This window comes from Erwinia sp. S38, from assembly GCF_016624545.1.
Lineage (GTDB): Bacteria > Pseudomonadota > Gammaproteobacteria > Enterobacterales > Enterobacteriaceae > Erwinia > Erwinia coffeiphila.
This window is the reverse complement of sequence record NZ_JACVTS010000001.1, coordinates 402341-417659: the sequence shown is the minus strand read 5'-3', so window position 1 is coordinate 417659 and position 15319 is coordinate 402341. Positions and strand designations below refer to the sequence as shown.

The following is a 15319-nucleotide window of genomic DNA, read 5'->3' as shown; positions in this document are numbered from 1 at the left end:
AGAACAACTCAATACGACCGCATAAATATCGTTTTGAAATGTGATACGACCTGTACCGGTGCTGCTTCAGAAAAGACACCTCTGTTTCTGTATTAGTCCATATTTCTGAAATGGGTTCCCGACGTTAAAGAACCCACAAATATGCGACGCCTAAAACCATAGTTACAGCAGCTCAGCAATTCAGCCATCGGGCAGTCAGGTAGTCAGGTAGTCAGGTAGTCAGGTAGTCAGACAGTTAAGCAGTTAAGCAGTTAAGCAGTTAAGCAGTTAAGCAGTAAAAAGCGAGCACTGAACAATAAAAGGAGGCCAGCCTCTGCGGCTACCGGACAATCCGCAGCGCTGAGGTGGAGGCTACGAGCCAGGAGACGCCAACAGGACGTTGGCGTCAGGCATGGCGCGGGCAGGACGCCCGCTCCAGGCCGGTCCGAAAGGCACGAAGCCGTAACCGAAGGCATCGCGCGCAGCGCGACGTGAGGACCGTCCGGTAGCCGCAGAGGCTGGCCTCCGGGCCACCGTTCACCAGCGAAAAGCAGTACCAACCGGGCTGAAGACATCAAACAGCATAACGCGAGGACCGTCCGGCAGCCGCAGAGGCTGGCCTCCGGTCCACCGTTCTCCGTCCACCAGCGAAAACACCACAAAAAAACCGCCGTCGAAAAAGACAGCGGTTCAATCAGTGTGAATCAGAAGAAACTCACGCTTAACCCGTCAGAAACGGAACTCCCCACCGAACACCCACGTACGACCACGCGCAGTCGTATTCACCGACACACCCTCGGCCGACGTGCTCAAATCCTGGTTCATGCGGTTCAGCGCTTCGGCATAATCCCTGTTCTGCACGTTCTGCACCGTCAGGCGCAGCTGCAAATTATCCGTCACCTGATAGCTGCTGTAGAGATCGATAATCGTCGGGATCTTCGGCATGCTGTGCTTCCTCGCGATGGAAACATCATCGTGATCCCAGAAGTAAGGATCGAGGCGCTTCGACCTGCCGGTATATTTAATCAGGCTACCGATAGTCAGCTTCTCATCCAGCAGGCGCACTCCAAGATCGGCGGTAATATAGCGGCGCGGCAGATCGGCCAGATCGTCGTAAGCAAACAGATTTGACGTACTGGCAATCGAAGTCGGCTGGTTGGTGTACTGCTCGCTGTAGGACAGATTCAGATAGGCGAGGCCCGCATCATAGTTCGCTTCCACCTCATAGCCCCGCGACTGCACCGGAGAAAGCGAGTTAACGTAAACGCTGGCGTTAAAACCGGCATCTGAATTATCAGCATCCTTGCACAGCGAACCGTCGTAGCACAGGAAGAATGTTTCGCTGCTGATGTAGTCTTTGGTGCGGGTCTGATAAACCAACGCTTTCAGCATCAGCTTATCTTTCTCCACCACCAGCCCTTCCAGATTCACGTTGGCCCCGGCCTGCCAGGTTTCTGCTTTTTCCGGCTTGAGGAACGGATTCATCGACGCGCCGCCCTCGTTAGCAAAGAACACCTCCTGCACGTTTGGCGCACGGGATGAGTGGCTGTAGCTGACGAACGGCTGCAGCCACGGCGTCACCTGCGCAGACAGCATCACCGACGGATTGAAGGCTTTATCGTCAAGATCCAGTTCCGCCTCACCCTGCGGGAAGCATTTTTCCTTATCGGAGCAGGCCGGCTTGTGACCATTCACCTTGCTGCGGGTGTAATTCAGGTTCAGATCGAGCTGATAAATATCTTTATTGATCGTCAGACCGGTATAGAGCGACTCGATCTTCTGCTTACCGGCCGGGGCAAACGCATTACGATCGGTGGCGCTACCCTGCGTATACTGGCGAGTGTAATCGGTTTTCATCACCTTGCTGCCCAGCAGGAAAGTGAAGTCGTAATCATCCAGCGAGAAGCGACTGGTGTTACTTAGATCCACCGCGTTGGACTTATTGGTGCTGGAGGAGCTGGGGAAATTCCAGAACGCTTCCGGCACGTAATTCTGATTGGAGCGGCTGCTGCTGAGTAACAGGTTGACGCCCACCAGCTCGGAGAGCGGGTTAAACTTATAGCGCAGCGAGTAGTCATCGCTGGTGATATCACGGCGGGTGAAAGTATTGCTGTAATTACGACCGTTAAATTCAAACTTGTTGTAGCGGTCCGGGCTGAAATCCAGCTTATATAGCTGCGACTGCGGGTTCTGCTTCATGTAGTCGGTGTCGCTGCCGATAAAGTCTTTGCTGCTCTCGCCCGCGCCGTTTTTATAGGTAGCATAGGTGGTGGTTCCGCTCATCCCCACCAGCGCACCGAGCTGGCCGCCGTTACCGAACTCTTCCGTTTTACCGGCTACCGACACCATGCCGCTGCGGCCCATGCCGTTATCCCCAACGGAGAAGCGGCTCAGCACGCCGACCTGACGGCCTTCCTGCACCACATCGTCCACGCCGATAGTGCGAATGCCAGCGCTGCCCATCAGGGCGTTAACCCCCTGTGAACCGGCGCTGTTGCCGCGCGTGATATCGATTCCGGCGATAAAGTTAGGATCGATCAGCACGGAAGCAGCGCTGTTGCTGCCGCCGTGATAGTTGGTCGGTGCCATGCCGTAAAAGGTCTGCGTCACGCCATCAACCATGGTGTTAACGCGCCCCAGCCCGCTCATCCCACGAATGTTAACGCTCACCCCGCTCTGCAAGGGATCGAGCTGGGTAAAAGTGCCGGGGATCCCGCGCAGGGTATTGTCCAGGCTTTGCAGCTTTTTGTCGGCCGAACGCGAACTGACCGCACCCGGGGTGGAGAAGGTTTCGGCCGATGACCCCACATCATCAGCCTGTTTTTTATGAGTGCTGTCCGACACGCTGAGCGTGGAGAAGACGGTACTGCCCTTTTCCCCCTCGGCGCTGGCAACGGCAGGTATAACAAGGCAACTGGCTAACGCGAGGTTAGCAAAAGAGTAATATTTCAACGCGGTGCTCCTGGTGTCTGGCTATTTTTGTTATCAAGGTGAATCAAGAAACTGAATGCCTGCGCGGAGTCTTCAAGGCGGGAGTAGCGCCCCGAGCGGCCGCCGTGGCCGGCCTGCATATTGGTGGTCAGCAGGATTTGCGATGAGGGATTGCGGTTGACCGTGCGCAGGCGTGCGACGTATTTGGCGGCTTCCCAGTAGGGAACGCGTGAGTCATACAGCCCGCTGGTCACCAGCATCGTCGGATAGGCGCGGGGGGTAAGATTGTCGTAAGGGCTCCAGGCCTTAATCTGTCGGTAAGCAACCGGATCGTTAGGATTGCCCCACTCCTCGTACTCCTGCTGGGTCAGCGGCAAGGTCTTGTCCAGCATGCTGTTCAGCACGTCGACAAACGGCACCTGCAGCACCACCGCCTTAAACAATTCCGGTGCCTGATTCACCGCCGCAGCGAGCAGCAGGCCACCGGCGCTGCCGCCCATACCGTAGAGCCGAGCGGGGCTGCCATAGCCCTGTTCAACCAGCCCACGGGAGGCGTCGATAAAGTCGTTGAAGCTGTTCGGCTTGTGCTCTTTTTTGCCGTTGAGATACCAGTTAACCCCTTTCTCGCCACCGCCGCGTACGTGAACCAGCGCGAAGACAAAACCGCGATCCAGCAGGCTGACGCGCGGGGCGCTAAAGGCCGCATCCAGGCTGATGCCGTAAGCGCCGTAACCGTAGGTCAGCAGCGGATTTTCCCCTTTACGGAACAGATCCTTGCGATACACCAGCGACACCGGAATCGATTCGCCATCGCGCGCGGGCAGGTTGATAAACTCGCTGCGGTACAGGCTTAAATCCACGCCCGGCACCTGCTTCTGATGAACCAGCCGCGACTGGCCGTCGTTCAGATCCCACTGGTAGTAACCCAGCGGTTTATCCAGCGAAGAGTAGAGGTAGTTGAAGGTATTCGCTGCCGCATCGCCGTTGCTGCCGGGGCGCGCCATATAGCTGTTATCCGGGAAGGTCAGATCCTGCCATTTGCCGTCAGCGAGGGTCAGTCTGGCAAAATGGGTCTGCCCGTCGCTGCGCCGGGCAATTACCAGCCAGCGGTCAAAGAGGAAGAAGTTTTCCAGCTCGCGATCCGGCTGCGGCGCGACAACGGTATGCCATTTCTCTTCCGGGTAACCGAAGGCGTACAGGCCGAAGTTCTTATCCCAGATGTTACTGCGCGCGTAAAACTGGCCGTTGTTGTGGTCGACGTAGTACTCCTGACCTTTCACTCTGGCGCGGATGATTTTCGGCTCGGCCTGCGGAACGCTAAGCGACAGCACCCGGGCTTCCGACGTGTCGTTGCCGCTCAGGGTGATAATCAGATATTCGCCGGAAGACGAACGCGAAATTCCGGTGTAAAGGCTGTCATCGTCCTCCTGGTAAACCTGGCGATCGGCAGCGCTGGAACCGAGCACGTGCTGCATCACCCGATACGGCGTTAAGGTCTGCGGGTGGTTCAGCACGTAGAAAATCCTGCTGCCGTCGCGGCTGAACACCATATCGCCCGAGGTCTGCACCAAGGTATCCGGCAGCCAGCGCTGCTGCTGCATATCCAGAATGGCGATCTGGTTCTGCCCCTCACCGCGCGTGTCCTCGGCGATAGCGAGATAGCGGTTATCTTCGCTGACGGCATAGCGAGAGATAGCGTAGTAGGCATGTCCTTTGCTGCGCGGGTTCGCGTCCATCACCGGCTGCCACTCGCCGTCGCCCTGCTTACGCATCAGCAGCGGATAATCGGCCCCCTCGGGGAAGCGGCTCTGATAGGTAAAACCGTGATTCTGCCAGGGCTGGGAGTAATTATCCTGTGCCTGCCGCGCGCTCATCTCTTTGTAGAGCTGGCGGCTCAGTGGCTGCCACGCTTTACCAACCGCAGCGGCGTACTGGTTTTCCGCGTTGAGGTGATCCAGCACCGCTTTATTTTTTCGCGTGTCGTCGCGCAGCCAGTGGTAGTTATCTTCCCGGCTGTCGCCGTGCGTCACGGCGGTAAACGGCTGGCTTTGTGCCACCGGCGGAACCGGCTGATTTTCGGCAATAGCTACGTGCGCGATCGACAGGATGCCGATCGCCAGACCCCAAAGGCGATTCATTTTTTAAAGGACTCTCAGTCAGTTTTTATTTTTTAAGGAAAAACTTATCGGCATCGTCACCGTATACCGTCCGGCCACCAGCAGTTCGGCGGGCGGCGGCGGCAGAGGGCTGGCCCGCTCCAGCATCGCCAGCGCCTCGCGATCAAGGGCAATGGTGCCGGAAGATCGATCCAGTCGGCTGCCGCTTATTTCGCCACCGGCACTGACGGTAAAGGTCACCGTTGCCACCCCTTCCCGCTCGCGGCGGCGCGCCTCGGTCGGGAACTGCTTCACCCGGTTAAGCTGCCCCATCGCCAGCCCTTCCCAGCTCAGCCGCACCCGATCCATCTGCTCGGCATTACTTTCCACCGGCGCGGCGGTTTTGGCCGCCTGCTTCTGGGAAGGCAGCGGCGCAGCACGACTGTTCAGCGTGGCGTTACCTTCTACCGCCTGCTGGTTCAGCCGATTCTCTTTATGCACATTCTGCTTTTTCACCGGCTTCGGTACCGGCGTTTTCGGTTTTTTCAGCGCCAGTTCACTGTCATCGGCGGTTACCGCGCGATGCGTTTCGGTTTTCTCCGGGGTCACCTGCGCGCGTGAGGCCTCAACCCGTCGCTGCTGGTTAACGCCAATCGGCATATCCAGCGGTACCTTTTCGGTTTGGACTTCCGGCGCAAACTCCAGCATCACCGCCGGGGGAGAGTTAACGGTGACGTGCTGCTTTTCAAAGGTGACGATCGCCAGCAGGGCAATAATGCCGTGTGCCGCCATGCTGAGCAGCGTTCCCCGCCCCCACGGCTGCGGAACCTGCTGTGCTTCGTTGTGTAGCAGTGTGCTCATTACTGACCCGACGCCGGAATATACCAGACATAGTCAGCCTGATCGGGGGTGACCTCGGTACCGCTGGCCGCCAGAATCAGCACCCGCGGGCGCGGCGCGTTGAGATCCTGCAAATGCAGCGGCACGCCGAGGCTTTTCGCCGCGTGATAACCACCGGCAATCAGCAGCGCCGGGCGCGGCGCGTTCATCAGCTGCCGGGCCATAAAGCGGTCGCGATTCTGCTGCACAGACAGCATGGACTTCAGCTGCTCCGGCGCCATTTTTCCGCCGTGCATGGCAGTAATCACCGAGGAAAGCGTGTCGCGGACTTCCGGCCGGGACGCATGCTGACCGGCAGGGAACTGCGGTTCGGCATACAGTGCTTCAATCTGCGGACGACTAAGATTGGCGGCGAGCAGCGGAGCCTTGCCGTGCAGCGCGGACATCACCACGCCGCGATACAGCGGCCACGGCCAGCCGGTGCGCCACTGCAGCAGCTCCTGGATACGCTGCTCGCGAATATACGGATCGGATTTCAATCCCTTCTGCAGTTCGCTGACGGCGGCCTGCTGATCGTTATTGATCATCTCCATCAGCACGCTGCCCTGCGGCCGCTTCTGCGCCAGCTGTTCAATCAGCCACTGCTCGGCCTGGTGATGCCGTGAGTCGCTGTGCTCTTCACCAACGATCACCATGCCAGCCGGGCTGAGTTCATCCAGCAGCGCCTGCGGCGTCAGGGTTCGCGAGGAATCCAGCGCCTTAATCGTTGAGGCTGATGCAAAATCAGAAATGGATGCCGCCTGCGGTGCGAGCGTTTTTGGCTGCTGGCAGGCGGTGAGTAATGAGGCGAGAGAGAGCAGCAGCGCGGTAGCGGCTAATTTTGTTTTCATCATCATTGATATAACTTCATGCCAGTCTTCTTCTCGAAGACTCCCCAGAAAAGCCACGGCGCGGCGAAAATGAGACATTATTCTTTTTGATAATGAATATCAATATTACTATCATTCTTATTATTAATTTTTAACGATTGACCACAAAAAATTAGCATCAGTGCTAGCAATAAATATCAGGGTTGATAATCCGGAATGGACAGCGCGGTTGAAGCAAATATCAGATATCTGGCGCACTATTAAGTCAGACCGGAAGAGCAGCGAGAAAGGCTCAGTCTTTGAGACATTGCCTGGAATGAGTAGCCTGAACGTGAATAACTCAGACAGCAGGCTCAGATCCCGAAATTGATGGCTGCAATGTAGCCGTGGTTTGAATACAGATACAGCCTTCCTGATGCCGTCGGGGTTCAGACGATGGTGTTTTTCCGGTTGCTCACCCGCCAGCAGCGCTGAGGCTGCTGCAAAAGCTGCTGATGGTGATACTGCAAATCAGCCAGCGACAGATGCTCCACCGCCTCTGCCGTCAGTGCGGGTGCCGGGTCCTGCTGCTGCAACCACTCTTCGCGGCTGGCCGTCAGCGGATCGTCGTGATGGGGATTGAGTGAGTCCAGCAGAACCCGACGATACTCAGCCAGCCGGTCCGCAGAGATGGCTGAAAGCGACGCTGCCATCCGCTGTAAGAATGCGTCTATCGCCTGCCACAGATCGTCATGCGTCAGTGTCGGCGATTGCAGGCAGAACAGAATCCCCGACCGCCCCGCCACCTGCCACCAGCGGCAGCTGACCACGTAACCGATATTCTGCTCCACTCTCAGCTGCTGGAAAAATGCGGGCTGGAAGATCAGCGCCAGGCATCGCCAGGCGGCCACGGCCTGCGGGGTTGACCCGTTTAGCGGGCAGAACAGCACGACGGCGGCATCATTGCTGTCGGTAACCACGGAGTACTCCCGCTGCGGCACGGGCAGCGGGCGCGGTGCCTCAACCGGCGAATTCACCCTCCCCGGAAAATGCGACAGCTGCCGCGCGATTTGCTGATGCAGTTCACGGCTGCCGCCGTAAAGGCTCGCCTGCCAGGGCATTGCGGGCAGCGGCGACACAGAGGAGGCATGGCTGGCGTTCTGCCACAGCGGCGGCAGCGCATTGATTAGCGCACGCACCGCAATATCGGCCTGCTGCGCGCGCTGCTGTCGCTGATATTCCCGCTCACCTTGCTCGATGGCCACGGCGGGCAAGGCAGCCAGCCGCACCGTCAGCGAGGAAAGTGTGGCCATCATCAGCTCGGGAGGGCCGCTCAGCTGGATTAGCCACAGCCCCTGATAACACTCCAGCTTTAGCTCACCGCCGCCGTGGATGCAGCTGCCGGCCAGCGCACGCAGCGCGGCCTGCATAATCTGTCCCCAAGGCAGCGGCATAACCGCAGCCGGGCTGAGCAGCAGCACTGCCTGCCCGCCACCGGGATTGTAATGCGGCAGCGGTAGCGCAGCGGAAACGCTTTCAGCGGTGAATGTCGGCTGCGGGCGCGGGAAGAAATCCAGCGCGGGTATCACAGCGGGCAGCGCAGCCTTATCCAGGTGCCGCGCCGCCAGAGGCAGGCTGAATCCCTGCACCAGCCGGTATCTGGTTATCCGTTTATCGCCTGGACCTCGTGGCTCAGTTTGCAACCCGCCAGCGGGCCGGGGCTGCTCAATGGCACCCTCGCGACTGAGAGGCGTTTGCCCGGTTTCCTGCCTGCCGCTTCGCAGCCGGGTCAGATTCTCCGCTACCAGCTGCGCCAGCAGCGGCTGCCAGCGCAGCGGCCAGGCTTCCGGCGGCGCAAAGCCAAACGCCCGCTCGCGCAGCCTGTCCATCACCGGCAGCCGGTTGAACTCCCTTACCGCCAGCGCCGCATAGTGCTGAAGCTGCTCATCGCTCAGCCCCGCCAGCCGCCGCAGCCAGTGGTGCAGCAGACCTTCCGCCACTGCCGCGTGGTGCGGAGCCACCAGCGTCAGCTCGATGCTCAGCACCTGCTGCTCCACGCTAACGTAGGGCCGCAGCACGCGCAGTTCGTCGCACAGCCCTTCGGCCCGCAGCGCGGCCATCAGGCTGCCTTCGCCCTCATCACGCAGCAGCTGGCGCAGCAGAGTCAGCTCTTCGCGGAAATGCCCGTTCAGCAGGAAGGAGAGACGCAGCCGCTCACCGTCCGGGCGCTGCAAGACATAATCCCGCTGCGCTGATAGTTCCAGCAGCGGAATGCGAACGTTTGAAATTTGCGCGGGTAAAGCGGTCGCCGATGGCACCGTCTGGCTCAGAGACAAAGCGGTCTGAACGGCTTCTGAAGATATCTCTGGCAGCGGAGCAGGTCGTGATGCTGTATGCGGCAGTGGAGCCGGAGGTGGCGATGATGTCGCAGTCTGTAACGATGATATCTCCGCCGGGGTTTGATCCGCAAAACGCAGATCGGCGCGTTCAGCCAGCTGCCACAGTTCATCAGCGGACTGCGGCCCCTGTAGCCACAGCGTGGTATTCGCAGCGTAGTAAGCCTGCTGATGGAACCGCATCAGCGCCCTGCGCAGCGCGGCCGTATCGGTGCCAAAATGCGCGCCGTCGCCGACCTGAAAACGCTGCCAGGGGTGCGTGGCAAATGCCGCGCTCAGCGCCGCGTCGGCCAGCGTGTCCTGATGGCCGCACAGCAGGCGATACTCCGCATCAATCGCCACCGTTTCCTTGCGGATGGCGCTTTCCGCCAGCAGCGGAGCCACCAGCATATCGGTAAGCCGCGCCAGCCCGTCCGCCAGCAGCGCAGGGGAACACTCAAAAAAGAAGGCCGTACCGTTGCCGAGGGTGGTCGCGTTCAGCCGCCCGCCCTGCGCCTGCGCCCACATCATCAGGCGCTCGTCATCCTGAAAACCGGCGCTTCCGGCAAACAGCACGTGCTCCAGCAGATGCGCCAGCCCCGGCCAGGCATCCGGCTCGTGCAGGCTGCCGACGCCCACCTGCACCAGCGCCGAGGCGCAGCGGGCCTGCGGGTCCGTAATAATGCGGACCTGAAGACCATTGCTGAGCTGGCGCTGTTGTACCGGCATCGGTCAAACTTTGAAAATCAGCTGGGAATTAACCCGCTCGGAGTTGGCGCGGTTGCGAAATTGCAGCTGGTCAACGCGCATGGTGGTGCAGTTGGCCTGCTCGCGGGCGGCGAGGATTTTGTGGTGATGTTCGGACTTGCTGCACACCGGGTCCGCATTGTCCGCGTTGCCGGTCAGCATAAAGGCCTGGCAGCGGCAGCCGCCGAAGTCCTTCTCTTTCTCCGAGCAGGATCGGCAGGGTTCCGGCATCCAGTCAAAGCCGCGATAGCGGTTAAAACCGAAGGAGTTAAACCAGATATCCTGCAGGCTCTGCTCCAGCACCGACGGGAACTGTACCGGCAGCTGGCGCGCGCTGTGGCACGGCAGCGCGGTGCCTTCCGGCGTTACGCTGAGGAAAATCGCCCCCCAGCCGCCCATGCAGCCTTTCGGGCGCTCTTCGTAATAATCCGGGGTCACGAACAGCAGGTTGGTCAGGTTATCGCTGGCGGACATCTTCTCACGGTAGCGAGCAACCACCGCTTCGGCGCGTTCGATCTGATCGCGGGTCGGCAGCAGCCCTTCGCGGTTCAGCTGCGCCCAGCCGTAGAACTGACAGGTCGCCAGCTCCACGTCATCCGCTTCCAGCTCGATGCACAGTTCGATAATGCGGTCGATCTGGTCGATATTGTGGCGGTGCAGCACAAAGTTCAGCACCATCGGGTAGCCGTGGGCTTTCACCGCGCGCGCCATCTCCAGTTTCTGCTGGAAGGCCTTCTTCGATCCGGCCAGCGCGGCGTTCAGCGTCTCGTCGCTGGCCTGGAAGCTGATCTGAATATGATCGAGGCCCGCTTCGGCAAACGAATCGATCTTTTTCTGCGTCAGGCCGATCCCCGAGGTGATCAGGTTGGTGTAGAACCCCAAATCACGCGCCGCGCGGATCAGCTCCGGCAGATCTTTGCGCACCAGCGGCTCGCCGCCGGAGAAACCGATCTGCACGGCACCCATCGCGCGGGCCTGCTTAAAGACTTCGATCCACTGCTCGGTGGTCAGCTCTTTTTCCTGCTGGGCAAAGTCCAGCGGGTTCGAGCAGTACGGGCACTGCAGCGGGCAGCGGTAGGTCAGTTCAGCCAGCAGCCACAGCGGCGGGTTGACCTTATTATCAGGCTGGGTCACGTAATATTATCCACTTCTGTTCCCTCGCCTGGGCGAAGAAATCCTGTACATCGTCATCCACGCCGCCCGCTTCCGGGAAGCGATCGTTCAGCGTCTGAATGATGTCGGCCAGCGTGCGCTTACCGTCCACCAGTTCGAGGATCGCCGTAGCGCTGTCGTTCAGCTTGGCCATGCCTTCCGGGTAGAGGATCACATGGCAGTTCTGCACTTCTTCCCACTGCAGGCGGTAGCCGCGGCGGAACATCGGAATAGTTTGTGGGTTGCTCACAGCAGTTTTCCTTTATGCCAGACGGGCTGGTCGGTGACAGTATGATACGGCGGGCGATCCAGGGCGTAGGCCATGGTCATGGCGTCCAGCATAGTCCACAGAATGTCCAGTTTGAACTGCAGGATCTCCAGCATGCGCTGCTGTTTCTCCACGGTGTTGCAGTATTCCAGCGCCAGCTCAAGACCGTGCTCAACGTCACGACGCGCCTGGCTCAGACGTCCACGGAAGTAGCCGTAGCCCTCTTCTTCAATCCAGGTATAGTGCTGCGGCCAGCTGTCGAGGCGCGACTGGTGGATCTGCGGCGCAAACAGTTCGGTCAGCGAGCTACAGGCGGCTTCCTGCCACACCGCACGGCGGGCAAAGTTCACATAGGCATCCACGGCAAAGCGTACGCCCGGCAGCACCATCTGCTCGGAGAGCAGCACATCACGATCCAGCCCGACCGCTTCCCCCAGCCGCAGCCAGGCTTCGATGCCGCCGTCGCTGTCGCCGTAACCGTCGTGATCCAGAATGCGCTGTACCCATTTGCGACGGGTCTGCGCGTCCGGGCAGTTGGCCATAATCGCCGCGTCTTTCAGCGGGATATTGGTCTGGTAGTAGAAGCGGTTCGCCACCCAGCCCTGGATCTGCTCGCGCGTCGCCTCGCCGTTGTGCATGGCGATATGGTAGGGGTGATGAATGTGGTAATAGGCACCGCGCGCGCGCAGGGCCTGTTCGAACTGCTCGGGGGTCATCAGTGCTGGCTGGCTCATAGGTCGATACTCATTCCGTCGAAGCTGACCTCAATGCCACGCTGCGTCAGCGCCTGGCGCTCCGCCGAGGACTCATCGAGGATCGGATTGGTGTTGTTAATATGGATCAGGATTTTGCGGCGGGCCGGGAGATTACTGAGCAACGCCATCAGCCCCTGCTCTTCACCCAGCGCCAGATGGCCCATATCGCGCCCGGTATTGCGCCCCACGCCGGTATTGGCCAGTTCGTTGTCCTGCCACAGCGTGCCGTCGATCAGCAGGCAGTCGGCCTGCTTCATCAGCTCCAGCAGTTCAGCATCCGGCTCGCCCAGCCCCGGCGCGTACAGCAGCTTGCTGCCGGTGGTGGTGTTCTCAATCATCAGCGCGATGTTATGGCCGGGCAGCGGCCGCCCGCGATACGGCGAGTACGGCGGTGCATTGCTGAGGATCGGGATCGCGGTAAAGCGCAGCGCCGGGCAGACCGCGACCGAAAACGGCTCTGCGGGCTGGATGGCGTGATGCACCAGGCCACCGTTCCAGTGGGACAGCATGGTAAAGATCGGGAAGCCGCTGGTCAGATCGTCGTGAACTTCCGGCGTGCACCACACCTGATGCGGGCAGCCTTCACGCAGGTTCAGTAAACCGGTGCAGTGATCGATCTGGCTGTCGGTCAGGATGATTGAGCCGATCGCCGTGCCGCGCAGCACGCCGTGCTTATTCAGTTCGGGATTAGCGGCAATCTGATGGCAGATATCCGGCGAGGCGTTGCACAGCACCCAGTCGGTGCCGTTATCGCTGACCGCGATTGAAGATTGGGTACGCCGCGTGGCAGGGATGCTGCCGTCGCGCACGCCCTGGCAGTTGCGGCAGTTGCAGTTCCACTGCGGGAATCCACCGCCCGCCGCAGAGCCAAGAACTTTGATTTTCATGGATAAACCGGGAAAAAGGAAAAAAATGCCCGCGGAACACAGCAGGCATCAGCTGTGCCTGAAAAAATCAGGCCACAGATTTATTAACGGTTAGAAATGTACAGAGTCACTTCTAAGCCCAGACGCATATCGATGAAAGTAGGTTTAGACCACATATTCATATCCTCTAAATATCGCTAAAAAACACCCCACCGGACGCGCCAGGTGAAAGGCATGTTGTCAAATTACAAGAACTTGGCGGCGCAAATGTTGCGCCTATGCTAAATCGATATCAACCCTTAATTCTTTGTGGGTTACCAAATTTTGTACTATTTGGTTCAAAAACCACGATTTATTTTTGCCAGGTTTTCCGTAAAACCCGCAGCCAGTTCGCGTGGCCGAGCTTGTGAATCAGTTCGTCACCATAGCCCGCGTCCTTCAGCGCACTCACCAGTCTCGGCAGGCCGGTGACGTCGCCAATCTCATCCGGTACGTTAATCCCGTCAAAGTCCGATCCGAACGCCACGCGGTCTTCCCCCAACTTTTCCAACAGGTAATCAAGGTGTTGCACCATCACGCTGAGCGGCGTATTGCCGTCACGTTTACCGTCGCTGCGCAGGAACGAGGTGCCGAAGTTCAGCCCGACCAGCCCGTCGCTTTCTTTAATCGCCGCCAGTTGGCTATCCGTCAGGTTGCGCGGCTGCGGGCACAGCGCATGGACGTTAGAATGGCTGGCCACCAGCGGTGCGTCACTAAGCTCGGCGGTCTGCCAGAAGGTTTTCTCATTCATATGCGACAGGTCGATCATCAGCCTGTGCTGGTTACAGGCACGGATCAGCCGCTTACCGGCCTCGGTCATCCCTTCCCCGGTATCCGGTGAACCGGGAAACGTACCGTTAATGCCGAAACCGAAACGGTTGGGGATATTCCAGAACGGCCCGATGCTGCGCAGCCCGGCGGCGGCCCAGCCTTCCAGCTGGCTCAGATCCTCATCCAGCCCTTCGGCACCTTCAATGTGCAGCACCATCGCCAGCACGCCCTGCGCCATGCACTGCTCAATATCGCTGACGCTGCGGCAGATGCGCGCCTGTCCTGCCGACTGCTGCGCAATCTGCTGGAAGATGGCGATCTGCTGCTCGGTGATCGCCAGCGGATCGTGCCGCAGCGCCTCCTGCTCGGCATCGCGCTTGAAGAATTTAGCCACGTGCTCCGCAGGCGGCACAAACACGGCAAACAGCCCCCCGGCAAAGCCACCCTGCCGCATGCGGTTCAGGTCGAGATGGCCGCCAAGGCACTGCTGAAGAAAGGCCTCGGCCGGGCGTTCAGGATGATGCAGCCACAGGTGCAGCAGCACATCGTTGTGGCCGTCAAAAACCGGTTGCGGGATATCGCTCATTTGCAGTGCCTTTATTACGCGGGAAAATCAAAGCATAACGCAGTTTTCGCCGTTGTCAGAACCGGCGATCACATGGTTTCGCCCATAAAGATTTGATAGCTGAGGTCCACAGAGTCGGCGGTAAAGCTGTCATCACTGATTTTTTTCAGCAACAGTTCGGCGGCGGTGTAGCCGATCGCATAGCGCGGGGTGATCACGCTCGCCATCGTCGGGTACATTTCCCGGCTGATATCCAGCCCGTGAAAACCGGCAATCGCAATGCGGCCCGGCACCGCAATCCCCTGCCGCTGGCAGTAGAGCAGCGCACCGAGCGCCAGGTCATCATTGGTGCAGAATACCGCATCCAGATCGGGGTACTGCTCCAGCGCAGTGGTGAGCATCGCCGCGCCCAGCTTCTGCGAGGAGATGGCTTTCGGGTTAATCCTCCGCCCTTCTCCGCCCCGCTCGCTCATCGCCTGGCAATAGCCGCGATAGCGAAACTCATCGCGACGGTCATCCTGTGAGCCAAAATAGATAATGCTTTTCCGCCCCTGATCGAGCAGCGTGCGCGTCATATCGTAGCCCGCGCTGTAGTTGTTAAAGCCGACCTGCATATCCAGACACGCGCCCTGGGTATCCATCACCTCCACAATCGGGATCTTCGCCGAACGCAGATACTTCACCGCCCGCAGGGTGTGGTCCTTTTCGCTAAGCAGGATGCCGTCGATGTTGTAGGACAGCAGATTGATGATCTGTTCCTCTTCCACCTGCTTATCGTAGTTGTAGTTAGCGATCAGCGTCTGATAGCGCCCCTCTTTGGTCGCCGCTTCAATACCGCTGAGCAGGTCGGCGAATATCTGGTTTTTAAACGAGGGGATCAGCACGCCCAGCGTGTAGCTCTTCGCGTTGAGCAGCATCTCCGGCGCGCGGTTGGGAATGTAGTTAATCTCTTCAATGATCTGGGCAATTTTCGCCCGGGTTTCCGGCGCAACGCGTTCTGGCGTCCGCAGATAGCGGCTTACCGTCATCCGGGTTACGCCAGCCAGCGTGGCGATGTCCTGTAACGATATGCGGTGCGATCTCATAG

The 15319-nt window shown here is 59.3% G+C and carries 12 protein-coding genes; all 12 read right to left on the bottom strand.

Annotated elements, in window-relative coordinates:
* Positions 1-708 precede the first annotated feature (708 nt).
* A complete protein-coding gene (locus IBT46_RS01845; RefSeq protein ID WP_200543483.1) occupies positions 709-2931 on the bottom strand; it encodes a TonB-dependent receptor domain-containing protein in 2223 nt (740 codons plus the stop codon).
* On the bottom strand, positions 2928-5048 hold the full coding sequence (locus IBT46_RS01840) for a S9 family peptidase (protein WP_200543481.1): 2121 nt from the start codon (positions 5046-5048) through the stop codon (positions 2928-2930). The genes IBT46_RS01845 and IBT46_RS01840 overlap by 4 nt, the downstream gene beginning before the upstream one ends.
* Positions 5049-5066: 18 nt before the next feature.
* Positions 5067-5867 (bottom strand): energy transducer TonB, encoded by an 801-nt coding sequence (locus IBT46_RS01835; protein ID WP_200543479.1) that lies wholly within the window; start codon positions 5865-5867, stop codon positions 5067-5069.
* Positions 5867-6742: a ChaN family lipoprotein gene (locus IBT46_RS01830; RefSeq protein ID WP_234479895.1), complete on the bottom strand. Its 876-nt coding sequence runs from the start codon at positions 6740-6742 to the stop codon at positions 5867-5869. The genes IBT46_RS01835 and IBT46_RS01830 overlap by 1 nt, the downstream gene beginning before the upstream one ends.
* A 401-nt stretch (positions 6743-7143) precedes the next feature.
* Complete coding sequence (locus IBT46_RS01825) at positions 7144-9798, bottom strand: insulinase family protein (protein ID WP_200543478.1); 2655 nt, start codon at positions 9796-9798, stop codon at positions 7144-7146.
* A gap of 3 nt (positions 9799-9801) precedes the next feature.
* Positions 9802-10950 carry a pyrroloquinoline quinone biosynthesis protein PqqE gene (pqqE, locus tag IBT46_RS01820; protein ID WP_200543476.1) on the bottom strand — a complete coding sequence of 383 codons (1149 nt, stop codon included), beginning with the start codon at positions 10948-10950 and terminating at the stop codon, positions 9802-9804.
* Positions 10937-11218, bottom strand: a complete 282-nt coding sequence (gene pqqD / locus IBT46_RS01815) for a pyrroloquinoline quinone biosynthesis peptide chaperone PqqD (RefSeq protein WP_105592565.1) — start codon at positions 11216-11218, stop codon at positions 10937-10939. Before pqqD ends, pqqE begins: the two co-directional genes overlap by 14 nt.
* On the bottom strand, positions 11215-11970 hold the full coding sequence (pqqC, locus tag IBT46_RS01810; RefSeq protein ID WP_105592566.1) for a pyrroloquinoline-quinone synthase PqqC: 756 nt from the start codon (positions 11968-11970) through the stop codon (positions 11215-11217). Before pqqC ends, pqqD begins: the two co-directional genes overlap by 4 nt.
* Entirely contained in the window at positions 11967-12878 is a 912-nt protein-coding gene (gene pqqB / locus IBT46_RS01805) for a pyrroloquinoline quinone biosynthesis protein PqqB (protein ID WP_200543473.1), read from the bottom strand. Before pqqB ends, pqqC begins: the two co-directional genes overlap by 4 nt.
* An 83-nt stretch (positions 12879-12961) precedes the next feature.
* Positions 12962-13033 carry a pyrroloquinoline quinone precursor peptide PqqA gene (pqqA, locus tag IBT46_RS01800; RefSeq protein ID WP_105592606.1) on the bottom strand — a complete coding sequence of 24 codons (72 nt, stop codon included), beginning with the start codon at positions 13031-13033 and terminating at the stop codon, positions 12962-12964.
* A gap of 176 nt (positions 13034-13209) precedes the next feature.
* Entirely contained in the window at positions 13210-14253 is a 1044-nt protein-coding gene (locus IBT46_RS01795) for a dipeptidase (RefSeq protein WP_200543471.1), read from the bottom strand.
* A 68-nt stretch (positions 14254-14321) separates the two neighbouring features.
* Positions 14322-15317 (bottom strand): LacI family DNA-binding transcriptional regulator, encoded by a 996-nt coding sequence (locus IBT46_RS01790; RefSeq protein WP_105592569.1) that lies wholly within the window; start codon positions 15315-15317, stop codon positions 14322-14324.
* Between the last annotated feature and the right edge of the window lie 2 nt (positions 15318-15319).

Excerpts from the sequence above, each read along its gene's own strand:
- IBT46_RS01840 (WP_200543481.1), bottom strand. The coding sequence starts at position 5,048 with ATGAATCGCCTTTGGGGTCTGGCGATCGGCATCCTGTCGATCGCGCAC.
- IBT46_RS01835 (WP_200543479.1), bottom strand. The coding sequence starts at position 5,867 with ATGAGCACACTGCTACACAACGAAGCACAGCAGGTTCCGCAGCCGTGG.
- IBT46_RS01830 (WP_234479895.1), bottom strand. The coding sequence starts at position 6,742 with ATGATGATGAAAACAAAATTAGCCGCTACCGCGCTGCTGCTCTCTCTC.
- IBT46_RS01825 (WP_200543478.1), bottom strand. The coding sequence starts at position 9,798 with ATGCCGGTACAACAGCGCCAGCTCAGCAATGGTCTTCAGGTCCGCATT.
- pqqC (WP_105592566.1), bottom strand. The coding sequence starts at position 11,970 with ATGAGCCAGCCAGCACTGATGACCCCCGAGCAGTTCGAACAGGCCCTG.
- pqqB (WP_200543473.1), bottom strand. The coding sequence starts at position 12,878 with ATGAAAATCAAAGTTCTTGGCTCTGCGGCGGGCGGTGGATTCCCGCAG.
- IBT46_RS01795 (WP_200543471.1), bottom strand. The coding sequence starts at position 14,253 with ATGAGCGATATCCCGCAACCGGTTTTTGACGGCCACAACGATGTGCTG.
- IBT46_RS01790 (WP_105592569.1), bottom strand. The coding sequence starts at position 15,317 with ATGAGATCGCACCGCATATCGTTACAGGACATCGCCACGCTGGCTGGC.